The organism is Acinetobacter sp. YH16053 (assembly GCF_013417035.1).
Taxonomy (GTDB): domain Bacteria; phylum Pseudomonadota; class Gammaproteobacteria; order Pseudomonadales; family Moraxellaceae; genus Acinetobacter; species Acinetobacter towneri.
Genome location: NZ_VPEP01000008.1, coordinates 37,552 through 61,610, shown reverse-complemented (window position 1 = coordinate 61,610; position 24,059 = coordinate 37,552). Strand labels below are relative to the sequence as shown.

The window sequence follows — 24,059 nt, the reverse complement described above, 5'->3', positions numbered from 1 at the left end:
TCTTTTGGTGGGGAGACTTCTCATGCTGTACGAAGTTTGATTTATACAAGTGCACAATTAAATTTTCTATCCTCCGCACACTTTATCCCACAAGGTATTCCGCTTAAAATCCAGTACCTAGAAATATTGAACTGACCGTATTTATGGCTAAAAACTTTCAAGAAAAAACGTATATTGTAGATGACAATCTAGCAGATACTTTGACGTGGTTGCTGCATCATCAGGACTGTTATGATCGGTTTTATTATGATGCGATTCAGCAACAACTGACGGTAGAACATGCCAACGGGGTAGATATTATTAAAACAGGGCAGTATTTAAATGCCAGTTACGGAATTTTAATCACCTCTTAAAAGCATTGCCGCATAAACTTATTTTGCTGCATAAAAAACAAAGTCCCTTTGCGGGACTTTGTACATTTGGATGGATGCTAAAACTTTAAGCCATTGCCATCGCATCTACCGACAATTCAGAAACCGTTGGTTTAGCACGTTCAGGCACTAAGCCTAACTTTTGGAACAATTGTTTGTCTTTGCCTTCGCCTGCGTTTGGTGTAGTTAAAAGTTTTTCACCTGAGAATAACGAGTTCGCACCTGCCATAAATGCCAATGCCTGATCTGAATCAGACAACGATTCACGCCCTGCAGACAAACGAATATAGCTGTTTGGCATGATAATACGTGCAACTGCAATAGTACGAATCCATTCAATCACATCTAGCTTTTCGACTTCAGCCAGTGGTGTACCTTCAATCGGAACTAACATATTGATTGGCACAGATTCAGGGTGTAACGGTAAAGTCGCCAATTCATGTAACAAACCAATACGGTCTTGGGTATCTTCACCTAAACCGACAATACCGCCACTACACACTTTCATACCTGTTTGACGCACAATATCTAAAGTATTTAAGCGGTCATCAAAGCTGCGAGTACTAATCACATTGGGATAATACTCACGCGATGTGTCTAGGTTGTGGTTGTAATAATCCAAACCTGCATCTTTTAAGCGTTCTGCTTGAGATTGATTCAACATCCCTAAAGTCATGCAAGTTTCTAAGCCCAATGCTTTGACTTCACGTACCATTTCTAAAACATACGGCATATCGCGTTCATGCGGATTACGCCATGCAGCACCCATACAAAAGCGTGAAGAACCTGATGCTAAGGCTTCTTTAGCTTCTTGAATGACTTTATCCACTGCAATACGTTTTTCAGCTTCAAGCTGTGAATCATAATGCGCAGACTGCGAGCAATATTTGCAATCTTCAGGGCATTTGCCTGTTTTAATAGACAATAAGGTACTGACTTGTACGGTATTGGCAGCAAAATGTTGGCGATGCACACGTTGTGCTTCAAAGACTAAATCCAGAAAAGGCTGTTCATATAACTGCTGAATTTCTTCCCGAGTCCAATCATTGCGTACTGACATAAGTAAAAGTCCATCATCCCTATTATTCATAGTCTGTATCATACACAAATAGTTGGAATCAGAAAGGCATAATCTCCCAATTTCATGGCTAATATTCGACAGTATGGAAACAAAAATATGCAGTCGATTTGGTTGCAAACTTAAGCAATTTTAATACTATTTCGCTGCAAAATTTATTTTTAAGCATTTTTATTTTGCAATGAATTGGTCACTAAAATTCAGTTAACTGCATAAATTGGCAAGTAACCTGCAGCCAAAATATCGTACCATTTGGGTGGTAGTTTTTGTTTAAATTTTAGGCTGTTTAAGCAATTGTTCCTGAATCGCCCAATCAATATGGATTTGCACAATCTCATCATGCTGTGCTCGCGTTTGCTGCAAAGTTTGCAAAATCTGTGCTGAAAATGGGGCATTTCCAACCCCGATGGCAATATTACGCATAAAACTTTGATAGCCTGTACGACGCAATGGACTACCTTCAGTTTTGGCTAAAAACGTGCTTTCATCCCATTGCCATAAATCTAGCAAGCTGACTTGATCTAAGGCATGTCGAGGGTGAAAATCCTCCACCGTAGTGACTTGTGCAAAGCTATTCCACGGACAAATCAGTTGGCAATCATCACAACCAAACACCCGATTACCAATACCACGACGTAATTCTTCAGGAATAATACCCTGATATTCAATGGTCAAATAAGCAATACATTTACGCGCATCCAACATATAAGGTTCAACAATGGCCTGCGTTGGACAAATGTCGATGCAGGCTGTGCAAGAACCGCAATGCGAGGTTGCAGGCGGATCAAAAGGCAAATCTAGTGAAGTAAACAACTCGCCCAATACAAAAAAAGATCCAGATTTTTTATGAATCAGTAAGGTATGTTTACCTGTCCAACCCATACCAGCACTTTCTGCCAGTGACTTTTCAAAAATCGGGGCTGAGTCCGCAAAGGGGCGTGATTCAAAATTCCCCACTTTTTCACGAATACGGGTGGCAAGAGTTTTTAGGCGTCCGCGCATGACTTTGTGATAATCGCGCCCACGTGCATAACGGGCAATAATTGCAGAGTTAGGTGCATCGGGAATGTGTCGTGGACGTGGTGTTTCCACCAAATAATTCATCCGCACACAAATAATACTTTTTGTATTCGGGACTAACAGTGTGGGATTAGCGCGCTTGTCTAAATTTTCTTCTAGAAACTTCATATCGCCATGATAGCCACGTTTTAAATATTCCTGAAAACGTGCTAATTCTGCTTGAGCATCTGGTTTGGCAATGACACAATCAGCAAAACCAAGCGCCAAAGCTTGAGCTTTAATCCACGCTTTCAAGGCGGCTGGATCGTCTTGATGCAGAGAAATATGTGCTGAAGTGGTGGATGTTGCCATAACAAAATAGAAGGGAAGAAAATGCCGCAGCAAGTGTACCATAGCCCTGTTTATCATAGTCAAAGTATTCAAGCGTGGGAGCAGCGCTGGTTTGCCCGTCAAAATAGTTCTTACGGTTTAATGCAGCAAGTGGCGTGGACACTGCATTTACAAATTCGCAAAATTTTTGCAAAACAGCCATCTACAATACAAAAAATTGCTGTGTGTTGTGGACAAGGCAATAACGCAGGCGATGGCTATTTAACTGCAAAATATTTAAAACAAGCAGGTTTTCAAGTCGATATTTATGCCGCAACACGCGGTTCATCGGCAGATTTACATCAGGCTTTTTTAGAAGCTCAGACAGAACAAGTCAATATAATTCAAGGTTTTGCATTTCAACAAAGTTATGACTGCTATATTGATGCATTATTTGGTATTGGTTTAGATCGTCCTTTAAATGATGAGTGGCAGTCGCTTATTCACGCAATGAATCAACAAGCGGGTTTAAAAATTGCGGTTGATATTCCAAGCGGTTTAAATGCCAACACGGGGCAGCCATTGCCATGTGCAATTAAAGCCGATTACACCTTTACAGCTTTGGGTTTGAAAGCAGGGTTATTTACAGGGCAGGCACAGGAATATACTGGACTGGTCGATGTGCTGGATTTGATTCCAGCCGATGCAGAACTCAAAGCGTTGGCCCAACTCACACCACATTTGATTCAATTACCCGCACGGCAGGCTTTTGGACACAAAGGCAGTTATGGGCATGTGTTGATTGTGGGCGGACATGCGCAAATGGGTGGTGCGGTGATGATGGCTGCAGAAGCCGCATCAAGCGCAGGTGCAGGGAAAGTGACTGTGGTCTGTCATGCCAAACATCATGTGGCGATATTAAGCCGTGCGCCGAATTTAATGTTGCGGGATATAGACGCACTGACAGGCGCAGAAATTCAGCACTTAATTTCACAGGTCGATGCCGTGAGTTTAGGGATGGGACTAGGACGAGATGCTTGGGCAGAACAGCATTATGCAGACTGGTTTGCCGCACTAAATCAGTCCGAGGTAGAAGTAGTTTACGATGCCGATGCCTTGTGGTTTTTGGCGAAACAAGCGCATTCATCGCATCATCCAGCCCAACTAAAACCGAACAGTTATGCCACACCACATTCAGGTGAGGCTGCGACCTTGCTCAATACTACGGTTGCAGCCATTGAAGCAGACCGTATTGCCGCGATTCAGCAATTGCAGCAACGCTATGCAGGCGATTGGGTGTTAAAAGGTTCAGGTAGTTTGACTTTGCAAGCTGCATCTACAGAACCGCAAGCAAGTTCATTGTGGATTTGTACCGCAGGCAATCCTGGTATGGGTACAGGTGGTATGGGCGATGTGTTGGCAGGCATGATTGCCAGTTTAAAAGCCCAGTTTCATCATAAAATTCAATTGCATGAAATTGTCATGTTACATGCCTTGGCGGGGGATGTATTGGCACAGCAGGGCATGCGCGGTTTACAGGCACAGCACATGAGCCAAGCGATTTATCAGGTTGTGAATCGGTAAAATATAAGCGATGGCGATGCTGATTTAGCGACGTCTGGAGCTTGAACGACTACGTCCGCGTGCCATACCACCCAAGGCATTGAGCACAGCCAATTTGGTCATACTGCCCGATGCATGAGCATGGCAAATTGCAGCAGCCAAAGCATCGGCAGCATCTTGTTGTGGTTTGATGGATAGATTTAATAATTTCATGACCATCATTTGTACTTGTTCTTTATCGGCAGCGCCATAACCCACGACAGATTGTTTAATTTGACGAGCGGTATATTCCGCCACTTGTAAATCTAAATTTACCAAAGCGGCAATCGCTGCCCCGCGAGCCTGTCCCAATTTTAAGGCAGAGTCTGGGTTTTGCGCCATAAACACTTGTTCAACTGCTGCTTCAGTCGGGCCGTGAAATTTCACAATCCGTTCAATCCCTGCAAAAATCCGCTTTAAGCGTTCGGGCATTTCACTGGTTTCGGTGCGAATGGTTCCTGCATCTACAAAACGTAATTTAGCGCCATCACGTTCAATAATGCCGTAGCCCGTTAGACGAGAACCAGGGTCGATTCCAATAATAAGTGACATGCCAAGCCTTAAAAAATTACATCAAGTTGAATTATAGGAGTTTAAATCTCTTTTGTGTGGAGTAATTTCAAAACATTCGGTCAGTAAGCTGCCGTTTAAACAATTAGCATGTATCCTTTGCCATATTTTCAATTTTGGACTTCATTTTATTTTAAGTTTTGAGGCGTATATTTTATATACGGTAGCAAATGAGAGCGGCAATGAAGTGGATTAATAGGCTAAAACAGTGGGCGAAGCAAATTAAACGAAATGTTTATGCGGTTTGGTTTGTCGCACGTGATCCTGAAACGCCGTTTATGGCAAAGCTTTTGGCATTGTTGGTCGCTGCTTATGCCATTTCTCCCATTGATTTAATTCCAGACTTTATACCTGTTTTGGGTTATTTAGATGACCTGATTTTAGTGCCATTGGGCATCATGTTGGTATTGCGTTTAGTACCTGCTGAAGTAATGCAGCGTTGTCGCTTACAAGCCGATGCGATCAGTCAAAAACCGAGCAGTTATATTGCAGCATCAGTTTTTATTGCGTTGTGGTTATTATTGGCTTATGCCGCATATTTTTATCTTTATCGTTTAAATATATAGACGTATTAAGTCTGTTATTGGGTGATGATGAAAATATTAATGACAGACTTAACCTTTAAAAATACAATAATGCCCATATTGAAACAACAGCGAATCAAAAAGCTTGATCCCGATGAAGCACTTGGTTACTGCATTTTATTTATTTTGTTGAGATTAGATTAATTTTCATGAAATTATTTCTTATTGTTCTAATTGGCTTAGTTCTTGAAGTCTTCGTCTGGATTGGTGTGGGCGACCTAGTGGGGAGCATGTGGTACGTGTTCTTTTGGTTTGTCGCTGCTTTCTTCATTGGTTTGAACCTGATTCGTAAATATTCTGCAGGCGTGATGCCACAAATGCAGCAAATGCAAATGGGGCAGATGAGTGCCGATCCTGCGCTGAGCAATAATTTACCTAAAATTTTTGCGGGTTTTTTATTGATGATTCCAGGATTAATTAGCGATGTTTTGGCATTGCTGGTGATGATTCCTGCCGTACAAAATGCCTTTAAAGCGGCAATGATGAAAGCCATGATGAAACGTCAGCAAGCCATGATGGATCAAATGATGGGTGGCATGATGGGCGATATGAATGGCATGGGCGGAGCAGGTCAAAACCCGTTTGCAGATTTAATGCGCCAAATGCAAGACATGCAAAATCAGCAGGGTGGTGGTCGTGATTCCAGTATTATTGATGGTGAAGCACGTGAAATTACCCCCGATGCGAAAAAAATTGAAATGAAAGATGTCAATCCACCTAAATAATATGGGTGATGCTTGAGATCAAACCGAATCGTGCTGATTCGGTTTTTTTATGGGTATTTTTTGGTGAATATGCACGTGAGTGTTTAAACATTGAGGTGTGCATTTAAAGCCTTATTTATTCTCCTACCGCACAAGGTATAATCGGACTTTCAATTCTCCTAATGTATTTATGTCTTTGTTATTCACCATTTGTTCGCTGCATTTTGTGGCACAGCTTAGCCCAGGCCCAGATGTTTTATTAATTGCCAAAAGTGCAGCCAGCAATACCCGCCGTAATACCTTGCAGATTATTGCGGGTATTTCATCAGGGATTGTGGTGTGGGTGGTGCTGACCTTATTAGGTTTTACGGTTTTGGTGCAGCAATTTCCTTGGATTCAGCAAGTCTTAATGCTGATTGGCGGTTTATTTCTTGCCAAAATGGGATGGGGCATGTTGTCGGGCGGTTGGCATAGTTGGCAGCAGCGCAAACAGTTTGATGATACTCAAGTGCAAATTCCAGCCGCAAAAAACTACTTTTTATTGGGGCTATTCACCAATTTATCTAATCCGAAAACCTTAATTTATTTTAGTAGTGTATTTGCTTTGGCGTTGAGTTCATCGGCAAGTGCATCTTTGAAAGCCCAATTGGCAGTGATTATTCCAATCCAAACTTTTGTGACATTTACACTATTTATGTTGCTACTTTCTACACCAAAAATGAAAAAGTTATATCAGCGTTCAGGCAGTTATATTGATATGGTCTCGGGCGGATTATTTTTATTATTTGCTGTGTGGTTGTGGTTAGATGCACTGCGTATGTTTTAAAACATAGGTTTTGATGCCAATTAGTTAGATGATTTGATGTTGTCCAAAGCCAAGTTTGACGATTTTTTATTCAGTATTTCGGTTGCAGTCGTGTTTTCAGTTTTATCTAAATGATTGGGCTGATAAGTACGGTTTGATTGCAAAGTTGCTTCGGTATTTTCCGAACCTTGGTATTTACGACTACGGTTGGCACGTTCTCGCAAGCCACCTTTTTTAATGAGTTGCACCACTTTAACTTTACTCCGTGTAATAAAAAAATATGTGCTGAAAGCCAAGCTTGAGTCTAAACTTCAAGTAATCGAGCATGCAGAATTTTAGCATGGCATACCTATTTTAGATGGATAAAGTGACTGTTTATTCAAAAATACGATTTGCGCGAATAGCAGAACTTTGACATTCTAATTCACAAGCGATTGTGTCAGTTAAATCATCCAAAGGATGCAGGCTACAAAGTGTCACAGTTGCTTAAACAAAATTACACTGCATCAGGGTAGATGGTGTAACAATAAAAACAAGAATTACAGTGAAGTAGGAGAATACCTATGCTGTATCATCAGTATCGTTGCGCATGTTGCAATCGGGTGGTGGAATCATCAGAAAAAGAATGTGGTACTTGTGGTTCACACAATATTCGTAGTCCTTATGGTTTCTGGTTATTCTGTATTTTGGCATGCTTGGCAGCAGCCGTTGTGTTTAAAGTCGTGCATGTTTATTTGCAAGATCATCAAGAAGTGCCCGTGCAACAATCGGTGCTTGAGGTGATTCGTACGCAATAAGTGCTGCATCCAAGCTTAACGCTTATTTCGTCTATACAAGATTTCAAAAAATCCTGAATCATTAAATGGCTCAGGATTTTATTCAACTGTTTTTTCAATATTGAAGAGACTCACCATTTTATTCTTCAATATGGATGAGCAATTTAAAAAGATTAGCGACTTAAGAAGTCAGCTTGGTTGATTGCAGACAGTGCAGCATTCACCTCAAAAATCTTGCCACGAATATTCTTCACGCCAAAACTTTCTAAACGTGCAGTGTGCATTTTTAAATAGCGTTCAGCATTGGCCGCATGATCAAACAGATAGATTCCACCGGCTTCCTGTGTTTGACTGTTCTCAGTCCAAATTTTCCAAAGCATGCCAGTTTCTAGGTTAATGCTTTCTGCAAGTTCACGGTACGCTTGGCTCATGCTTTCGCCAAATGGGCCTTCAGAAGGGAAATCGACTTGAAGAATAACCGCCATAATAAACTCCTACATCATTATCTTAGATGAGTATTTAAAAAATCTCAGGAATGATTCACTATAACATATTCGTATTTTGTATATTGTGGTTTGACAGCTAAATTTTAGGCATAAAAAAGCCCACCGAAGTGAGCTTGATAAAACTGAAAAGTTTTACATTACAGACCTGCAGAAGCTTTTAACGCCTCAACTTTGTCAGTTTTTTCCCATGTAAATGCAGTGTCAGAACCTTGACGACCAAAGTGACCATAGGCTGCAGTTTGCTTATACATCGGTTGTAACAGGTTCAACATGTTGGTAATGCCGTATGGACGTAAATCGAAGTGTTCACGTACTAAAGCAATAATCAACTCATCTGCCACTTTTGCAGTGTTGAAGGTGTTGATTGAAATTGATGTTGGCTCTGCAACACCAATAGCATAAGACACCTGAATTTCACATTTGTCTGCCAAGCCAGCTGCCACAATATTCTTTGCAACATAACGACCTGCGTAAGCAGCAGAACGGTCAACTTTAGATGGGTCTTTACCAGAGAATGCACCGCCACCATGACGTGCCATGCCGCCGTAAGTATCGACAATGATTTTACGACCAGTTAAACCGCAGTCACCGACAGGGCCGCCAATCACAAACATACCTGTTGGGTTGATGTGGAATTTGGTGTCTGCATGGAACATTTCTGCAGGAATCACTTTTTTCACAATTTCTTCAATTACCGCTTCTTTAAGCTGAATTTGCGAAATTTCAGGATCGTGCTGAGTAGATAACACCACCGCGTCCAAACGTACAGGCACACCATTTTCATAAGCAAAAGTCACCTGACTTTTTGCATCTGGGCGTAACCACGGCAAAGCACCACTGCGACGTAATTCAGCTTGCTTTTCCATTAAGCGGTGTGCGTAAGAAATTGGGGCAGGCATTAATACATCAGTTTCACGGCTGGCGTAACCAAACATCAAACCTTGGTCACCTGCGCCTTGATCTTCAGGCTTTTGACGGTCTACACCTTGTGCAATTTCAGGTGATTGTTTACCAATCATGTTAATGACCGCACAGGTTGAACCATCAAAACCTAAGTCAGAATGATGGTAACCAATGCCATTTACGGTTTGACGAACAACGGCTTCAAAATCGACATTTGCAGTTGTTGTGATTTCACCTGCCAGTACAACCGCACCCGTTTTTACAAGCGTTTCACAAGCAACCCGCGCATAAGGGTCTTCTTTTAAGATTGCATCCAAAATGGCATCACTGATTTGGTCAGCCATTTTATCTGGATGGCCTTCGCTTACAGATTCCGAGGTAAATACAGCGTACTCGCGCATAAGTCCTATCACAGTTAAATTCAAAAGACGCAATATGTTACATCGAGTTAGACTTTAGGACTAGCGCATTACGACTAAATTGGCTGAATTTATTTCAATTCAATGACTTTTTATCGCATATCTTTAGCTAAAAAATAGATAAAGTATCGGTAGGACTATATTGTGACTCAAAAATATTCATGTTGGCTAAAGTATGCTGTCATAATTTTAAACTAAGGAGCACCTTGTTTTTAAGTGGTGAATCATTTTTAAAAACAATATTGTAGATGGGTAATTTAAAGACTTTGAATTGACTTTATCTGCATCAAGCTGCATTTTCAAAAGCTGTTTTAAAATTTTGGACGATGGCTGTGATTCAATTTATTGTGTGAAAAGTGAATAAAATTCAAGATGTGTTAAAATCTGTCTATTATTTCTACAGAATACTGTTGTGTTTTAACTTGTTGCTAGGCATTTGATTGGAGTTGCTGCAAGAGCGACATCACAATTCCATCCTGCGTCTATAAATTGAAATATCTATACTTTAGAATTTTGCCAAGAATAGAGCTTAACACGGCAATTAGCTATTTTCTTGTTGTTATAAACGTGAAAACGTCTTTGAATTTGCACGAAAAATACCCTGAATGGGAATTAATGCGGAAATATTGTTGCATAGGCTTTACCCCTCAGGCGTTTTTTTGAGAGAATAGCGGCTGTTTTGAATTCTATTCATCTTCTTCTATTTAACGATTTTTTGTGGACTCTGACCTATGACGACCCCGCTTAACGAACGTCGTATTGCAAACGCAATTCGTGTATTGGCAATGGATGCTGTGCAAAAAGCAAATTCAGGACATCCAGGTGCACCGATGGGGATGGCAGATATTGCCGATGTGGTGTGGCGTGAATTTTTGAATCACAACCCAACCAATCCACAATGGGCAAACCGCGACCGTTTTGTATTGTCTAATGGTCATGGTTCAATGTTGCAATATGCGTTGTTGCATTTAACAGGTTATGATCTTTCAATCGAAGATTTAAAAGCGTTCCGTCAGTTACACTCTAAAACACCTGGCCACCCAGAATTGGGTTATGCACCAGGGATTGAAACCACCACTGGTCCACTCGGTCAGGGGATTGCCAATGCTGTTGGTTTTGCTTTAGCAGAAAAAACACTGGCTGCACAATTTAATAAAGAAGATATTCAGGTTGTAGACCATTTCACTTACTGTTTCTTGGGTGATGGTTGCTTAATGGAAGGTGTTTCACACGAAGCATGTTCATTGGCAGGTACTTTAGGTTTAGGCAAGCTGGTTGTTTATTATGATGACAACGGCATTTCTATTGATGGTGAAGTAGAAGGCTGGTTCTCTGACGATACCGAACAACGTTTCTTATCTTACGGCTGGCAAGTCTTAAAAGTTGATGGTCACGATGCCGATGCAATTCGTGCTGCAACGGTTGAAGCAAAAGCTGAAACGCAAAAACCGACTATTATTATTTGTAAAACTGTTATTGGTTTAGGTTCGCCAAACAAACAAGGTAAAGAAGACTGTCACGGTGCGCCATTAGGCCATGATGAAATCGCTTTGACGCGTCAAGCATTAGGTTGGACAGATGAAGCGTTTGTAATTCCTGAAGATGTATATGCCGCTTGGGATGCGAAAGCTAAAGGTGCAGAAGCAGAAGCAGCATGGAATACAACTTTTGATGCCTATGCAGCAAAATATCCAACGGAAGCTGCAGAACTTAAACGCCGTTTAAGCGGTGAACTACCTGCAGAATTCATCGCGCAGGCAGATGCGTTTATTGCTGAAACCAATGCTAAAGCTGAAACTATTGCAACGCGTAAAGCCAGCCAAAATACTTTGCAAGCATTTGGCCCATTATTGCCTGAATTATTGGGTGGTTCTGCAGACTTGGCAGGTTCAAACTTAACCCTTTGGAAGGGTTGCCAAGGCGTTCAGGACAATGCAGCAGGGAACTACGTGCATTATGGCGTACGTGAGTTTGGTATGACTGCTATTGCAAATGGTGTAGCACTTCACGGTGGTTTCATTCCTTACGTTGCAACATTCTTAATGTTTATGGAATATGCGCGTAATGCCGTGCGTATGTCTGCATTAATGAAGCAACGTGTGATTCATGTGTATACCCACGACTCGATTGGTTTGGGTGAAGATGGTCCAACACACCAACCGATTGAACAAATTGCATCTTTACGTGGTACGCCAAACTTAAATACATGGCGTCCAGCAGATACCGTTGAAGCGGCTATTTCTTGGAAATCTGCATTAGTACGCAGCGAAGGTCCAACTGCTTTAATTTTCTCACGTCAAAACTTGCCATTCCAAACTCGTACTCAAGCGCAAATTGAGAACGTGGCAAAAGGTGGTTATGTCTTGGCTGAAGAAAAAGGTGAATTGAAAGCCATTATTATTGCAACAGGTTCAGAAGTGGGCTTGGCAATGGAAGCATACGCGCAGCTTGAAGGTGTACGTGTTGTGTCTATGCCGTGTGCAGAAGAATTTGTGAAGCAAGATGCAGCATATCGTGAAGCGGTATTGCCATCACATATTCGTGCACGTGTTGCGGTTGAAGCAGCGCATGTAGACTACTGGTGGAAGTTTGTCGGCTTAGACGGTAAAGTTATTGGTATGACAACTTATGGTGAATCTGCACCTGCAAAAGACTTGTATCAGTACTTTGGCATTACCACTGAAGCGGTTGTTGCTGCAGTAAAAGAATTAACAGCTTAATTTTTTAATCCAGTGTTTTTAAAGGCGTTCCTGCAAAGGGACGTCTTTTATTTTTGCATATTTGTTTGGTATTCGATGTGATGATCCAACAAATTTTGTCAGTGTAAGTCAGGTTTGTGAATAAACCTCTGTGTAATTGAGTGAGATGAGAAATGAGTTTGTACGAGCAAATTAATGATGAAGTCACTTTAATGGATGCGGGTGAGCAAAAGTGGATTGGACAAGATTTACCACTTGAAGCTATGGTGGCGGTAGAGTTGTTGTTACAGGATTTGGCTGAAGATCAGCAAATCAAAATTCGCCGTAAGAACCATGAAAAGCAATCAGGCTTAAAGCAAGTTGATCGTATTTTGATTGAGAAGCTTTAATCTATTGCGATGAATGCGGTGCATTAAATGGTGTATCGTCAAAAATAGCTTTATTCTATGCGTAGGGTAAAGCTTTTTTTATTGCTGAAAAATAGTTTATAAAATAGCCTAAGCATAATATGAATGATGCATAATCAATAAAATGATTCGATGCAAAAATAATCAGGCAATATCAAAGCATGCAGACAACTATATTAGATCATCAATTTAAGCACATCGACATTGTCGCGTTAAGTGAAATCCAATTTGAGCAATGGCAACCACTTTGGCAGGGTTATCAGCAATTTTATCAGGTGCAATTAAGTGATGAGGTTACGCAAAATACGTGGTCAAAACTAATTAATCCACACAGTACGCATATTTATGGTTTTGCTGCCGTATATCAAACTCAAGTTGTGGCAATTGTGCATGTAATTGAACATGACAGTTGTTGGACGCTTAAACCTTATGCCTATTTGCAAGATTTATATACCTTGCCTGAGTACAGAGGGATGGGAATTGCTCAGCAGCTTATTCAGCAGGTGAATCAAACAGCGCAACAGCGTGAATGTGATCGGGTATATTGGCTGACTCATGAAGATAATTTACAGGCACGGCAGTTGTATGATCGTGTCGCAAAAAGAACAGGTTTTATTCAATATCGCAGCCCTGCAACAGCGATGTAAAACGCGCATGCATATTTTTACAAATTTATCGTTTCAGTCATGCAACATACTGTTTTATCTTTAATCCTGTATTTGCAGCAAAAATCTATAAACTAAACCTCATTGAAACGTATCAACACTTTTAGAGATGAACAATATGAACATGAAATCGATTGCTTTAGGTTTGGCTATCGCGTCTGCAGCAACAATGACAATGGCTAAACCAGTGGCTTATCAAATTGACCCAACGCATACTGCTACTGTATTTACTTGGGATCACTTCGGTTTTTCTACGCCATCAGGTAACTTCTCAGACATTCAAGGTACTATCAACATTGATGAGAAAAAACCTGCTAACTCATCTGTGAATGTGACGATTCCATTAAGTAGCATCAACACCAACGTAAAAGCTTTAGATGAGCACTTAATGGCAGCAGATTGGTTTGATGCAGCAAAATATCCAACCATTACTTTTAAAAGTACAAAAGTTGAAACTCAAGACAAGAAAAACTTTAAAATCACAGGTGATTTAACGGTTAAAGGTGTAACTAAGCCAGTGGTACTTGACGCAGTATTGAACAAACAAGGTCCACACCCAATGACTCAGGCAGCGACTGTTGGTTTTAATGCAACAACATCATTCAACCGTTCTGCATTTGGTATCGCAAGCTATGTACCAAACGTGGGTGATAAAATTACTGTTAACATCACTACTGAAGCATCTGTAGCTGCAAAAAAATAAGCAGTTGTAATTTGATCAAAAAGCATCATTTTTTAAATGGTGCTTTTTTTATGTCTGTGATTTCATCTACATGACTTTGATGTTAGTAATTTTAGGTCTATGACTTGTAAATCTATGTAGATAAATGGCTTTTTCTGTTTTTCTTTTTGTCCATCTGTACATCCCAAATATAAAAAAATGCGAACCGAAGTTCGCATTTTCATTCATCATGTTGAGGTTAAAAGCTTAACTTAGAAGAAGCCTGCAGGTTTAGTTGAATAACTTACCAACAAGTTTTTGGTTTGTTGATAATGTTCTAACATCATCTTATGGTTTTCACGGCCAATACCTGACTTTTTATAACCACCGAAAGCTGCATGCGCAGGGTAAATGTGGTAACAGTTCGTCCAAACGCGACCCGACTGAATAGCACGACCTGCACGGTAAGAAGTGTGCGCAGAACGTGACCAAACACCTGCACCTAAACCGTAAATGGTGTCATTGGCAATTTTAATGGCTTCATCGAAGTCTTTAAATGTGGTCACAGAAAGCACTGGGCCAAAAATCTCTTCTTGGAAAATTTTCATGTCGTTGGTGCCTTTGAAAATTGTCGGCTCAATATAGAAACCGCTGCCAACTTCATGACGCTCACCACCACCTGTTAACACTTGTGCACCTTCGGCACGACCTGTCGCAATACAACCCAAGATTTTGTCCTGTTGTTCTTGCGATGCTTGTGCACCAATCATCGTTTCAGTATCAAGCGGGTGACCTGTTTTAATACGTTTAACACGTTCAATGGCTTTTTCAAGGAAACGGTCAGCAATACTTTCCTGCACGAGCGCACGCGATGGACAAGTACAAATTTCACCCTGATTCAGCGCGAACATAGCAAAGCCTTCGAGTGCTTTGTCTAGGTAGTCATCATCTTGCGCCATAACATCTTCAAAGAAAAGATTTGGAGATTTACCACCAAGCTCCAAAGTCACTGGAATGATGTTTTCAGTGGCGTATTGCATGATCAATTGACCGACCTGAGTCGAACCTGTGAATGCAATTTTGGCAATACGTGGATTGGTTGCCAATGGGCGACCCACTTCTACACCGTAACCATTGACTACGTTTAATACGCCTGCTGGCAATAAATCTTGAATGAGTTCGACTAAAACTAAAATGCTGGCAGGGGTTTGTTCTGCAGGTTTAAGTACAATACAGTTACCCGCAGCCAAAGCAGGTGCAAGTTTCCATGTTGCCATTAAAATTGGGAAGTTCCATGGAATAATTTGCCCCACAACGCCCAACGGCTCATGAAAGTGATAGGCAATGGTATCTTCATCAATTTCAGAAATTCCGCCTTCTTGGGCACGAATACAGCCCGCAAAATAACGGAAATGGTCAATCGCCAATGGAATGTCGGCAGCCAATGTTTCCCGAACAGGCTTACCATTATCCCATGTTTCTGCCACTGCCAATAATTCTAGATTTTGTTCTAAACGATCTGCAATTTTAAGCAGAATGTTGGAGCGTGTGGTTGGAGATGAGCTGTTCCATTGTGCTTTGGCTTTATGGGCTGCATCTAAAGCCAGTTCAATGTCTTCTGCCGATGAGCGTGGGACTTTGGTAAATACTTTGCCATCTACAGGAGAGATATTTTCAAAGTATTCGCCTTTTACAGGGGCGACCCACTCGCCACCAATAAAGTTTTCGTATTGTGCTTTAAATTGAACTTTTGAACCGGGTTGATTGGGATCTACGTAACGCATAATTCTCTTCCTTTGATGGTTTTTTATAATCTGCCGTCATCTTTACCTTTTAGCACAATCCTGTGTCTAAAATCAGGTTAAATTTACGGCTAAGGTATAAGGTACTTTAGTACGTTATTTGTTTAGCATACCAATATAAGGTTGGAAAAAGGTTGGAAAGTTGCAGGTTTACAAGCAGCGAACAAATCCTTACAAAAGTAAGCAGTACAATGGATGTAATGCCCACAGGATTGTGAGAATCAATAATGATGAAAAAACAAGACCTATTGGAAAAAAGACAGCATATTGAACAGCTTAGACAAAGAAGTAGTTTATCGCCGCTGCATGCGCAGCAAATTCAGCAGAGTATTTTAAATTCTTGGCAACGCTCTGAAATTGCAGAAATTCCTGTAGATCGGCAGGCTGCTCCGTTAAATTCCAGTTTATCGCATCCGCAAGGCGGTTCGGCTTTACAGAGAGCTGTGCAAAATTGCGCAGAAGATTTAAAACATATCGCGCAGCAGTCCGACATGGTGGCAGCCGTGGGCGATGTGGGCAGTACGATTATTTGGACGGCAGCGAGCGCTCAAATGCGTAATGTGGCGGAACGAGTACATTTTGTAGAGGGTGGACAGTGGCGTGAAGAGTTGGTGGGTACCAATGCTTTGGCTTTGTCACTCAAAACTCAGCAAGCCAGTTGTGTGTTTTCCAGTGAACATTATATGTCATCGTTACATGACTGGGTTTGTTATGCCGCACCAATTTTAGACCCACATTCCAAACAAGTGTTGGGCGTGATTGATTTATCGACCACTTGGAAAAATCATAACAGTTTGGGTTTGTTGGCAGCAGAGCGCTGTGCTTCTTTAATTCAAAATGCGTTGCTGGAACAGCAAAAACAGCAGCTTTATATTCGCGCGTTTCGTGTGCCACAGGTGTTATTTAATGGCAAAGTGGTGGTGATGACACCGCGTCAAATTGAAATATTGGTGATTTTGGCACTTTGCCCACAAGGCATGAGTTTAGACACTTTACACCAAGCACTATATGGTGAGCGTAAAGTCAGCATGGGAACGCTAAAAGCTGAAATGTCGCAATTACGCGATATTTTAGGGGGGATGCTCGGCTCGCGTCCTTACCGAGTTTTGGCGCATATTGAAGCCGATTTTTTACAAGCTGAGCAGGCTTTAGATGCAGGTTATGTGCAGTCTGCCTTGCAAACGTGTGCAGGGGTATTTTTGGCGAAAACTGAAAGTCCATTTTTATGCGCATGGCGAGATTGTTTAGAATCACGCCTGAGTGATGCCATTTTTAATGCACAAGATACCGATGTATTGCTGAAACATTTGGCGCATAGCCCTGAAGCGATTGATGCGGTAGAGCGTTTAATTGAACTGATGCCAAAGCATCATCCTGCACATCAAATTTTATTAAAATACAAAGCCTAAATGACGAATCAAGTCTTTAGGCTTTCATTTCACTGTCCTTTAGTCTTACTGTTTTTTTTAGTTTTTACAGCCCCTTGCGGTTTAACCAGTCAAACAAGGACTGATACACTTCCGCACGGACTTCTGGCGCAGAAAGCACCAAATCATGCACGCCATCTTCAATTTGGCAAAGCTGAATATCACCATGCATGTGATGCCCATATTTTTGCATATCCGCAACATCTAAAATTACGTCAGTACGTTGCGCAATCTCATTCCATTGGCGTGGATAACTACTTTGACTCGCATGCATAATTAAGGTTGGTACACCCAAATGCACACTGGCATGAATTTCTTTTTGTGCTTCATGAATTGCACGTACAAAACTTAATCGCACTTTAGGATAGCGCGGTTTTTTCCATTCCAAGTTAAATAGCCATTCACCATGATATTGCTTGTGTAGACTTGGCACATAAAATGGATTGAGGTGACTTGGAAATTTCATTTCTGGCAGTAATTTGCCTAATTGGCTTAGACGAGGAATGCCGACTTTTTTCTCAATTTCGCTCATATTGAAATCATAAAAAGGGCTGTTACACCATAAACCACGAATCAGTGGATGATTGGGATGATGTGCTACATATAACGTGGTGATTAATCCACCTGTTGAATGTCCCGCCAAAATCACTGAGTCATGTTCTTCTGCGGCAATTTGCTCAAGTGCAGCGGAAATTTCTGCATCATATTCAGACAAGCTGCGCACGTTGTACCAATGCTGATGTGACAAATGCGAACGCCCGTATTTGCGCAAATCTAAGGCATAAAAGTCGTAGCCGTACTGATTAAACTGGTCTGCCATTTCAGTTTGAAAGAAATAGTCAATAAAACCATGAATATAAAGTACGGCTTTACGGGTTTCCTGTTCAGCTTTTTTGCGTACCAAGGTAGCAATCACTTTGCCTTCATAATCAGATGGAAAATCCAGCGTCATTTGTTGGTAATCGGCACCCAAAATATCGGGTTGATAGCTTGGTGTTGTTTTTTGTTTTTTACTTAACAGCATAAGGTGTTCGTCATCCATTTTATTTTGACTATATCCTTGATGAGCTGTGCGCATTTGTCAAATTGAATTATGCAAACCCTCTGCATCTAAATCGCTTTAGTTTTATGCTGCGAGTTCATTTTGTTCTGAACAGCAAAAAAAGCAGAACGCATCTGAGATGGTTCTGCCAAAGGGAAGGATAAAAATAAAACAGCAAAAGAGGAAAATTGAAAAAAAGGATGGGAGATGCTGAGCAAATCTTGATTCACTCAGCAGGAGATTCAAATTACATCGCGGCTTTAAAAATTTCGACCACTTGTGCATGATTGGCTTTACGTGGGTTGGTGAGCATGCAGGCATCTTTTTGTGCATTTTCAGCCATAATCGCCAAGTCATCTTCTTTCACGCCTAACTCTGCTAAACCTGTTGGAATACCAATTGAGCTAGATAATTCACGAATTGCATCAATTGCGGCATAGGCGGCTTCTGTGGTGGTTAATCCGTCAGTATTGACTCCCATCAATTCTGCAATATCTGCATAACGCTCAGGGCAGGCAATCAGGTTAAATTCGCAAACATGCGGCAGTAAAATTGCATTACAGACGCCGTGCGGCAAGTTGTAGAAACCACCGAGTTGATGCGCCATGGCATGCACATAACCCAATGAGGCATTATTAAATGCCATACCAGCCAAATATTGCGCATAGCTCATGGCATCACGTGCTTCAATATTTTCACCATTTGCCACGGCAGGGCTAAGCCACTGGCTAATCATACGAATAGCTTTTTCAGCGCAGGCATCGGTAATAGGATTGGCTGCAGTTGAAACGTAGGCTTCTACAGCATGGGTTAAGGCATCCATGCCTGTTGCTGCGGTTAAACCTGCAGGTTTGGCAATCATGAGTTTTGGATCATCAATGGCGATGAGTGGTGTGCAGCGCCAATCGACAATTGCCATTTTAACGTGCGTGTCGGTATTGGTAATGATACAGAAACGGGTCATTTCCGATGCTGTACCTGCTGTGGTGTTAATGGCAATTAGTGGAGTCATTGGCACGGTACTTTTATCAATGCCTTCATAATCACGAATATGCCCACCACCTGCGGTAACTAAGCCAATGCCTTTGGCACAGTCGTGTGAAGAACCGCCACCTAAAGACACAATAAAGTCGCATTGATTGGCATTGTAGGCATCGACACCTTTATGTACGTTAATGTCGGTTGGGTTTGGCTCAGCACCTGCAAAGATATGGCTAGCAACGCCTGCTTCGGTGAGATAGCCTGCAATGGTATCGGCTACGCCAAATTTAAACAGTCCTTCATCTGTCACAATCAGGGCTTTTTTAGCACCTAAATTTTGCGCTCTTACGCCAATTTCTTTGGCACAACCAGGGCCGAAGAGAGACACACAAGGAATATAAAAACCGTTGGTTTGATCTGCAATATTTTTAAAAGCCATGCTCAGATTCCTTCTTGCATTGGGTATTGGAATAATGTGTTGTTATCGCGGTGTTGAACCGTGATTTGAGTATTCAATGCTTTGTGGTGAAATCCTACCTACCAAACACCAACCCTATTTTCTGAGTAAATAATGCAAACTAATCAATTGAAATTTATTTGTTTTTTAATGGGTTTTTATTTTTTCTGAAGTTGTGCGCAGGCTATAGGCAAGGGCTTAAATCTTGTTTATAGTGTTTTTGTATCTCTAATTTTAAGGTGTAGATACCGTTCACATAAATTTCAGGTGTAATTCAATTAATAAGTGGCTTAAGCTCGATTGAAGAATTGTCCACTTTTTGCAGATGGAAATAAAAAACAAAAAATAGGGATGTATCACGTGATGGGTCTAGTCGGTGCAATCAAATAAAAATAAGATGACACTTAGATAGACCGCACTTAAGCATGAGGAGCGTATATGCAGCCAATTTGCCAGCATAGCCAGTTGCATGCCGTTGCACAGCAATTGGTTCGTATTTCCAGTGTGGCCGCAGAAATCTATCAAGATCAAATGGATTTGGTTGGACATTTTACAGCACAAAATTTGTTTCGGATCGATCCTTTGCAGCATCGGGTCGAATTGCTGAATGGTCTGTTTAGTCTTGAATTTTATCCGCCAAAATCGCATACAAATTTAATAGAAACTCACTTTGAATTTGCGGGGAAACAGCAAGAAGCATTTGAAGATTTTTTCTTACATGATCTGCATTTTTTGACTGGGGATTTAAAACCGCAGCATTCTTTATTTTTGCGTAATCAGGCGCAGCAATTGCGACAATTGATTCTGCAGCAAGTTTACCTGTGGGTAGATGGTGCAGCACGGGTTAAGCAATTGTTATTGCATTTAGATGCAATGCAGGCACAAATTTTAGATCAGGCATTAATGCAGGCAGACGATCAGTATCAACCAGTATTGACCAAATTTGTGCAGCAAGGGCAGCACATTCCTGAAGATGTTTTAACTAACTTAACGATGCTGTGTGCTTTGGAATTTATAGAGGGTGAAACCTTTTTGCCAGTGCAAGCACTGATGCAAAGTTATGATGATTTTTGTTTTAGTGCGGCAGAATTTTTACCTAAAGCCATGCATCGTATTTTAAGTATTTCATTTCCTGAACGATTTAATTTGCAGGATTTAATCGATCATCAGGATGATATTCGGTTGTTGTATCGACATGCCGAAGAACATGGGCATTTATTGGGTTTTGCGCGTTTAATGCACCGTGAGGTGTGGCAGCGTTCCGATGCTTTGGCGAAACCGCATTTTTTAAAATCTTGCCCTTTAATTTGGCAAAAGAAAGTCGCCAAACTGCCGTTATTTGATTATCCACGTGCGGTGAATTGGCTGTTTAAACAGTCTGCACAAGTGTTGGATTGGCTCAGTTTAAATATGCAGCACACCAGTGTGCGGGTCGCAGTGACAGCGCTCAGTTTTGTCGATTGTAGTCAGGCACATCCACGGATTATTTTGGCAACTTTGCAATATTTTCAATATTCTGCGGCGCGTATGTTTATTCAAAGCTGTAATGTGTATGCGACACAGCAGGCGTGGTTTGCGCATGCACATAATGTCAGCCTAATGCCACATGGTGAAAAACAATCTGTAGATGATCCACGCGTTGCGATTAGTCCTTCCATTTTGTATTTGGATGAATGGATGAGTTTGCTAAAAACAGTGGCGCAGCAAGATGAGTATTTGGTGAAACATGTATTTAGACGTTTGAGTCGTGTCATGCAAAGTTATATGTTGTATTTACAGCAAATCACACAGGATTTACCACCCGCTTTGTTGGATTATATTCAGCCCGAGAGTCAGCAGCAGCGTGACTTTTATACGGTATTGCAGCGTTATCAGCTTCAACCCGATGATTTTAGGCAGCGTTTTTATTTACGGGCGCAGCATACGCGAGTTTCAGTGTTTGACAGTTATGTGCGTGACTATTTACTGGAATATTTTGCAGCGCATACGCATATTCCTAAAAGTCTGAGTTGGTTGGGGCTGTTTCATCAGGAGGTGCGTTGGCATCAACAAGTGTATAAAGCAGAGCTATTTGCCAAACTGAAAAAAGAAATTCCGTGTAGCACATGGCAGGCGAAAAGCCCGCAGCAAATATTGTACTTTTCAGGTTGGTGTTTTGAAGAACTGACCGATTTAGACCGTATTATTGAAGAATCGAAAAACTTTAAACACTGTTTGGCACTTAGCTATGCCAAGCTAATGAGTGAAGGGCAATATGTGGCTTTTCACATGGCATCGCCACATTATGCGCAGCAATTGACTCTGGGCTGTCATTTTCGGCAGGGGCAACTTGAATTTGATCAGTTGGAATATCCGAATAATCAAAAAGCGGAACAGTTACTGGTGACCATTGCAGAGCAGTTTATTGCATGGCTGAATCCACAATTGCCAGCTAAAGCATAAGACAACAGTTGTCGTATTCGCAGACTTGAGCCTTAACTTTTAGGCAAAAACTCGTTAGGCTATAGCCGTTCAGCAATGGTATAGGTCTTATGAAACAGGAAACTGCACTTAAACTTTTAAAAGCAGGCGAAAATGTCTTTTTAACAGGCTCTGCTGGTGCGGGTAAAACCTATACCCTGAATCAATACATCAATTATTTAAAAGCACGAAAAGTACCTGTAGCCATTACAGCATCTACAGGTATTGCTGCAACGCATATGAATGGCATGACCATTCACACGTGGGCAGGTATTGGTATTAAAGACTTTTTGTCCGATGCCGACCTAAAAAATATGAAAGAGCGCAAATATCTCAAAGAACATTTAGAAAATGCGCAAGTGTTGATTATTGATGAAATTTCGATGTTGCATGCCAAGCAACTGAATTTAGTCAATCAGGTTTTAAAATATTTTAAAGACAGTGATGAAGCCTTTGGCGGCATTCAGGTGATTGTTGCAGGAGATTTTTTCCAGTTACCGCCTGTAGGAAAAAACGATGAGCGCAATCGTGACAAGTTCTGTTTTATGTCAGAGGCGTGGGTCGAAGCTAAATTTCGAGTCTGTTATTTAACTGAGCAGCACCGTCAGGGCGACGATTATTTAAATGACATTCTCAATGCAATTCGTGCACAAAGTATTGATCATCAACATATTCAGGCTTTGGAGCACACCCGCCATCAAGATATTGGCGACACTTTCACACGTTTATATACGCACAATATGGACGTGGACAATATCAACTTTAAGCATCTGAATGAAATTGAAACTGAGAGCAAGCAGTTTGATGCCGTGTGTGATGGCAATGAAAAGTTGATTGAAACGCTGAAATCATCCGTACGTGCGCCTGAAATTTTAAATCTAAAAAAACATGCCAAAGTGATGTTTGTTAAAAACAACTTCGATATGGGCTATATCAACGGCAGTTTGGGCGAAGTGATTGGCTTTGAAGAAGATGACGATCACGGTATTTTGCCTAAAGTAAAATTGACCGATGGCACGGTATTACTGGTCGAGCCTGAAACTTGGTCGGTGGATAATGATGCAGGCAAAACCATTGCCAGTTTCCAGCAAATTCCGCTGCGTTTGGCATGGGCAATTACCATCCACAAATCACAAGGTATGACCTTAGAAGCGGCAGAAATCAATCTTAGCCATACTTTTGAAAAAGGGCAGGGTTATGTGGCGTTGTCACGATTAAAATCGTTAAGCGGTTTGCGTTTATTGGGATTTAATAGCCAAGCTTTGGAACTCGACAGTTTAGCGATTAAGGCTGACCGCCGTTTTCAGGAATTGTCTGAAGAAGCTGAAACGCACTATGAGCTGTTGGATTTAACACCACAACATAATGCATTTATTCGTCACTGTGGTGGCACGTTGAACGAAACCGAAATTTTGCGCAATGAAAAGAAAATTGCCAAAGGTGGAAAAACCAATTATGCGACTGCCACGTTAGATGAAACCCGCGCTTTATTTGAAGAAGGTTATGATATTCAGGATATTGCAGTAGAGCGAGGTTTAACTCCTGCAACTATTATCAACCATTTGGCACGTTTGCAAAAAGAACAAAATCTGGATATTTCAGTGGCACATCCAGGTGAAGAAGTGGTGGAAGAGGTCCGTAAAATTTATAAGCGATTAATGAAGCGTCAAAATGCAGAGCACTTCAGCGATGATGGCGCAATTAAACTGCGCCCGATTGTTGAAGCGACTAGTCCACGCATGGGCTATGATCAGGTGCGTTTAGCATTGCTGTTTATTCAGTAGTTTAGTCATTTGGATAATGATGACTTA

22 protein-coding genes are annotated in these 24,059 nt (G+C 41.3%); 13 read left to right on the top strand and 9 right to left on the bottom strand.

Going from position 1 to position 24,059, the window contains the following annotated elements:
- The first annotated feature begins 143 nt into the window (after positions 1–143).
- Complete coding sequence (locus FTV43_RS08435) at positions 144–353, top strand: hypothetical protein (RefSeq protein WP_004976903.1); 210 nt, start codon at positions 144–146, stop codon at positions 351–353.
- Between the two features lie 85 nt (positions 354–438).
- Here the strand turns inward: FTV43_RS08435 and bioB are convergent, their stop codons facing one another.
- Positions 439–1,431: a biotin synthase BioB gene (bioB, locus tag FTV43_RS08430; RefSeq protein ID WP_104851863.1), complete on the bottom strand. Its 993-nt coding sequence runs from the start codon at positions 1,429–1,431 to the stop codon at positions 439–441.
- Between the two features lie 288 nt (positions 1,432–1,719).
- A complete protein-coding gene (queG, locus tag FTV43_RS08425; RefSeq protein WP_104851864.1) occupies positions 1,720–2,820 on the bottom strand; it encodes a tRNA epoxyqueuosine(34) reductase QueG in 1,101 nt (366 codons plus the stop codon).
- Positions 2,821–2,841: 21 nt separating this feature from the next.
- Between queG and FTV43_RS08420 the strand changes: the two genes are divergently transcribed.
- Positions 2,842–4,362 (top strand): NAD(P)H-hydrate dehydratase, encoded by a 1,521-nt coding sequence (locus tag FTV43_RS08420; RefSeq protein ID WP_104851865.1) that lies wholly within the window; start codon positions 2,842–2,844, stop codon positions 4,360–4,362.
- A gap of 24 nt (positions 4,363–4,386) precedes the next feature.
- Here FTV43_RS08420 and ruvC read toward each other — a convergent pair whose 3' ends face one another.
- Positions 4,387–4,932 (bottom strand): crossover junction endodeoxyribonuclease RuvC, encoded by a 546-nt coding sequence (gene ruvC / locus FTV43_RS08415; protein ID WP_004976895.1) that lies wholly within the window; start codon positions 4,930–4,932, stop codon positions 4,387–4,389.
- A 200-nt stretch (positions 4,933–5,132) separates the two neighbouring features.
- Between ruvC and FTV43_RS08410 the strand changes: the two genes are divergently transcribed.
- The 3 genes from FTV43_RS08410 (at position 5,133) to FTV43_RS08400 (ending at position 7,064) form a co-directional block, all read left to right on the top strand.
- Positions 5,133–5,516: a YkvA family protein gene (locus FTV43_RS08410; protein WP_179995315.1), complete on the top strand. Its 384-nt coding sequence runs from the start codon at positions 5,133–5,135 to the stop codon at positions 5,514–5,516.
- A gap of 167 nt (positions 5,517–5,683) precedes the next feature.
- On the top strand, positions 5,684–6,259 hold the full coding sequence (locus FTV43_RS08405) for an FxsA family protein (RefSeq protein ID WP_004976892.1): 576 nt from the start codon (positions 5,684–5,686) through the stop codon (positions 6,257–6,259).
- 169 nt (positions 6,260–6,428) lie between these two features.
- Positions 6,429–7,064 (top strand): LysE family transporter, encoded by a 636-nt coding sequence (locus FTV43_RS08400; protein WP_004976890.1) that lies wholly within the window; start codon positions 6,429–6,431, stop codon positions 7,062–7,064.
- 20 nt (positions 7,065–7,084) lie between these two features.
- Here the strand turns inward: FTV43_RS08400 and FTV43_RS08395 are convergent, their stop codons facing one another.
- The gene (locus tag FTV43_RS08395) at positions 7,085–7,294 is read right to left on the bottom strand and encodes a hypothetical protein (RefSeq protein WP_179995314.1); all 210 of its coding nucleotides are present in this window, start codon (positions 7,292–7,294) and stop codon (positions 7,085–7,087) included.
- A 312-nt stretch (positions 7,295–7,606) separates the two neighbouring features.
- On the opposite strand from FTV43_RS08395, the gene FTV43_RS08390 reads away from it, so the two are divergent.
- Positions 7,607–7,840, top strand: a complete 234-nt coding sequence (locus FTV43_RS08390) for a hypothetical protein (protein ID WP_004976885.1) — start codon at positions 7,607–7,609, stop codon at positions 7,838–7,840.
- A gap of 152 nt (positions 7,841–7,992) precedes the next feature.
- Here the strand turns inward: FTV43_RS08390 and FTV43_RS08385 are convergent, their stop codons facing one another.
- Positions 7,993–8,304, bottom strand: a complete 312-nt coding sequence (locus FTV43_RS08385) for a monooxygenase (RefSeq protein ID WP_004976884.1) — start codon at positions 8,302–8,304, stop codon at positions 7,993–7,995.
- 158 nt (positions 8,305–8,462) lie between these two features.
- Complete coding sequence (metK, locus tag FTV43_RS08380) at positions 8,463–9,629, bottom strand: methionine adenosyltransferase (protein ID WP_004976883.1); 1,167 nt, start codon at positions 9,627–9,629, stop codon at positions 8,463–8,465.
- 749 nt (positions 9,630–10,378) lie between these two features.
- On the opposite strand from metK, the gene tkt reads away from it, so the two are divergent.
- The 4 genes from tkt (at position 10,379) to FTV43_RS08360 (ending at position 14,121) form a co-directional block, all read left to right on the top strand.
- On the top strand, positions 10,379–12,367 hold the full coding sequence (gene tkt, locus FTV43_RS08375) for a transketolase (RefSeq protein WP_004976881.1): 1,989 nt from the start codon (positions 10,379–10,381) through the stop codon (positions 12,365–12,367).
- 152 nt (positions 12,368–12,519) lie between these two features.
- On the top strand, positions 12,520–12,735 hold the full coding sequence (locus FTV43_RS08370; RefSeq protein ID WP_004976879.1) for a hypothetical protein: 216 nt from the start codon (positions 12,520–12,522) through the stop codon (positions 12,733–12,735).
- A gap of 179 nt (positions 12,736–12,914) precedes the next feature.
- Entirely contained in the window at positions 12,915–13,400 is a 486-nt protein-coding gene (locus tag FTV43_RS08365; protein WP_096901195.1) for a GNAT family N-acetyltransferase, read from the top strand.
- A 136-nt stretch (positions 13,401–13,536) separates the two neighbouring features.
- On the top strand, positions 13,537–14,121 hold the full coding sequence (locus FTV43_RS08360) for a YceI family protein (protein ID WP_004976875.1): 585 nt from the start codon (positions 13,537–13,539) through the stop codon (positions 14,119–14,121).
- A gap of 230 nt (positions 14,122–14,351) precedes the next feature.
- Here the strand turns inward: FTV43_RS08360 and FTV43_RS08355 are convergent, their stop codons facing one another.
- A complete protein-coding gene (locus tag FTV43_RS08355; RefSeq protein ID WP_045795779.1) occupies positions 14,352–15,863 on the bottom strand; it encodes an aldehyde dehydrogenase family protein in 1,512 nt (503 codons plus the stop codon).
- 245 nt (positions 15,864–16,108) lie between these two features.
- Here FTV43_RS08355 and FTV43_RS08350 point away from each other — a divergent pair, with 245 nt between their 5' ends.
- Complete coding sequence (locus FTV43_RS08350; RefSeq protein WP_179995313.1) at positions 16,109–17,290, top strand: transcriptional regulator; 1,182 nt, start codon at positions 16,109–16,111, stop codon at positions 17,288–17,290.
- 64 nt (positions 17,291–17,354) lie between these two features.
- Here FTV43_RS08350 and FTV43_RS08345 read toward each other — a convergent pair whose 3' ends face one another.
- Both FTV43_RS08345 and FTV43_RS08340 read right to left on the bottom strand, forming a co-directional pair.
- On the bottom strand, positions 17,355–18,350 hold the full coding sequence (locus FTV43_RS08345) for an alpha/beta hydrolase (RefSeq protein ID WP_179995312.1): 996 nt from the start codon (positions 18,348–18,350) through the stop codon (positions 17,355–17,357).
- Between the two features lie 247 nt (positions 18,351–18,597).
- Positions 18,598–19,770 (bottom strand): iron-containing alcohol dehydrogenase, encoded by a 1,173-nt coding sequence (locus FTV43_RS08340; protein ID WP_004976867.1) that lies wholly within the window; start codon positions 19,768–19,770, stop codon positions 18,598–18,600.
- Positions 19,771–20,226: 456 nt separating this feature from the next.
- Here FTV43_RS08340 and FTV43_RS08335 point away from each other — a divergent pair, with 456 nt between their 5' ends.
- The gene (locus FTV43_RS08335; protein WP_179995311.1) at positions 20,227–22,230 is read left to right on the top strand and encodes a hypothetical protein; all 2,004 of its coding nucleotides are present in this window, start codon (positions 20,227–20,229) and stop codon (positions 22,228–22,230) included.
- 89 nt (positions 22,231–22,319) lie between these two features.
- Positions 22,320–24,032: an AAA family ATPase gene (locus FTV43_RS08330; RefSeq protein WP_179990130.1), complete on the top strand. Its 1,713-nt coding sequence runs from the start codon at positions 22,320–22,322 to the stop codon at positions 24,030–24,032.
- The last annotated feature ends 27 nt before the right edge of the window (positions 24,033–24,059 follow it).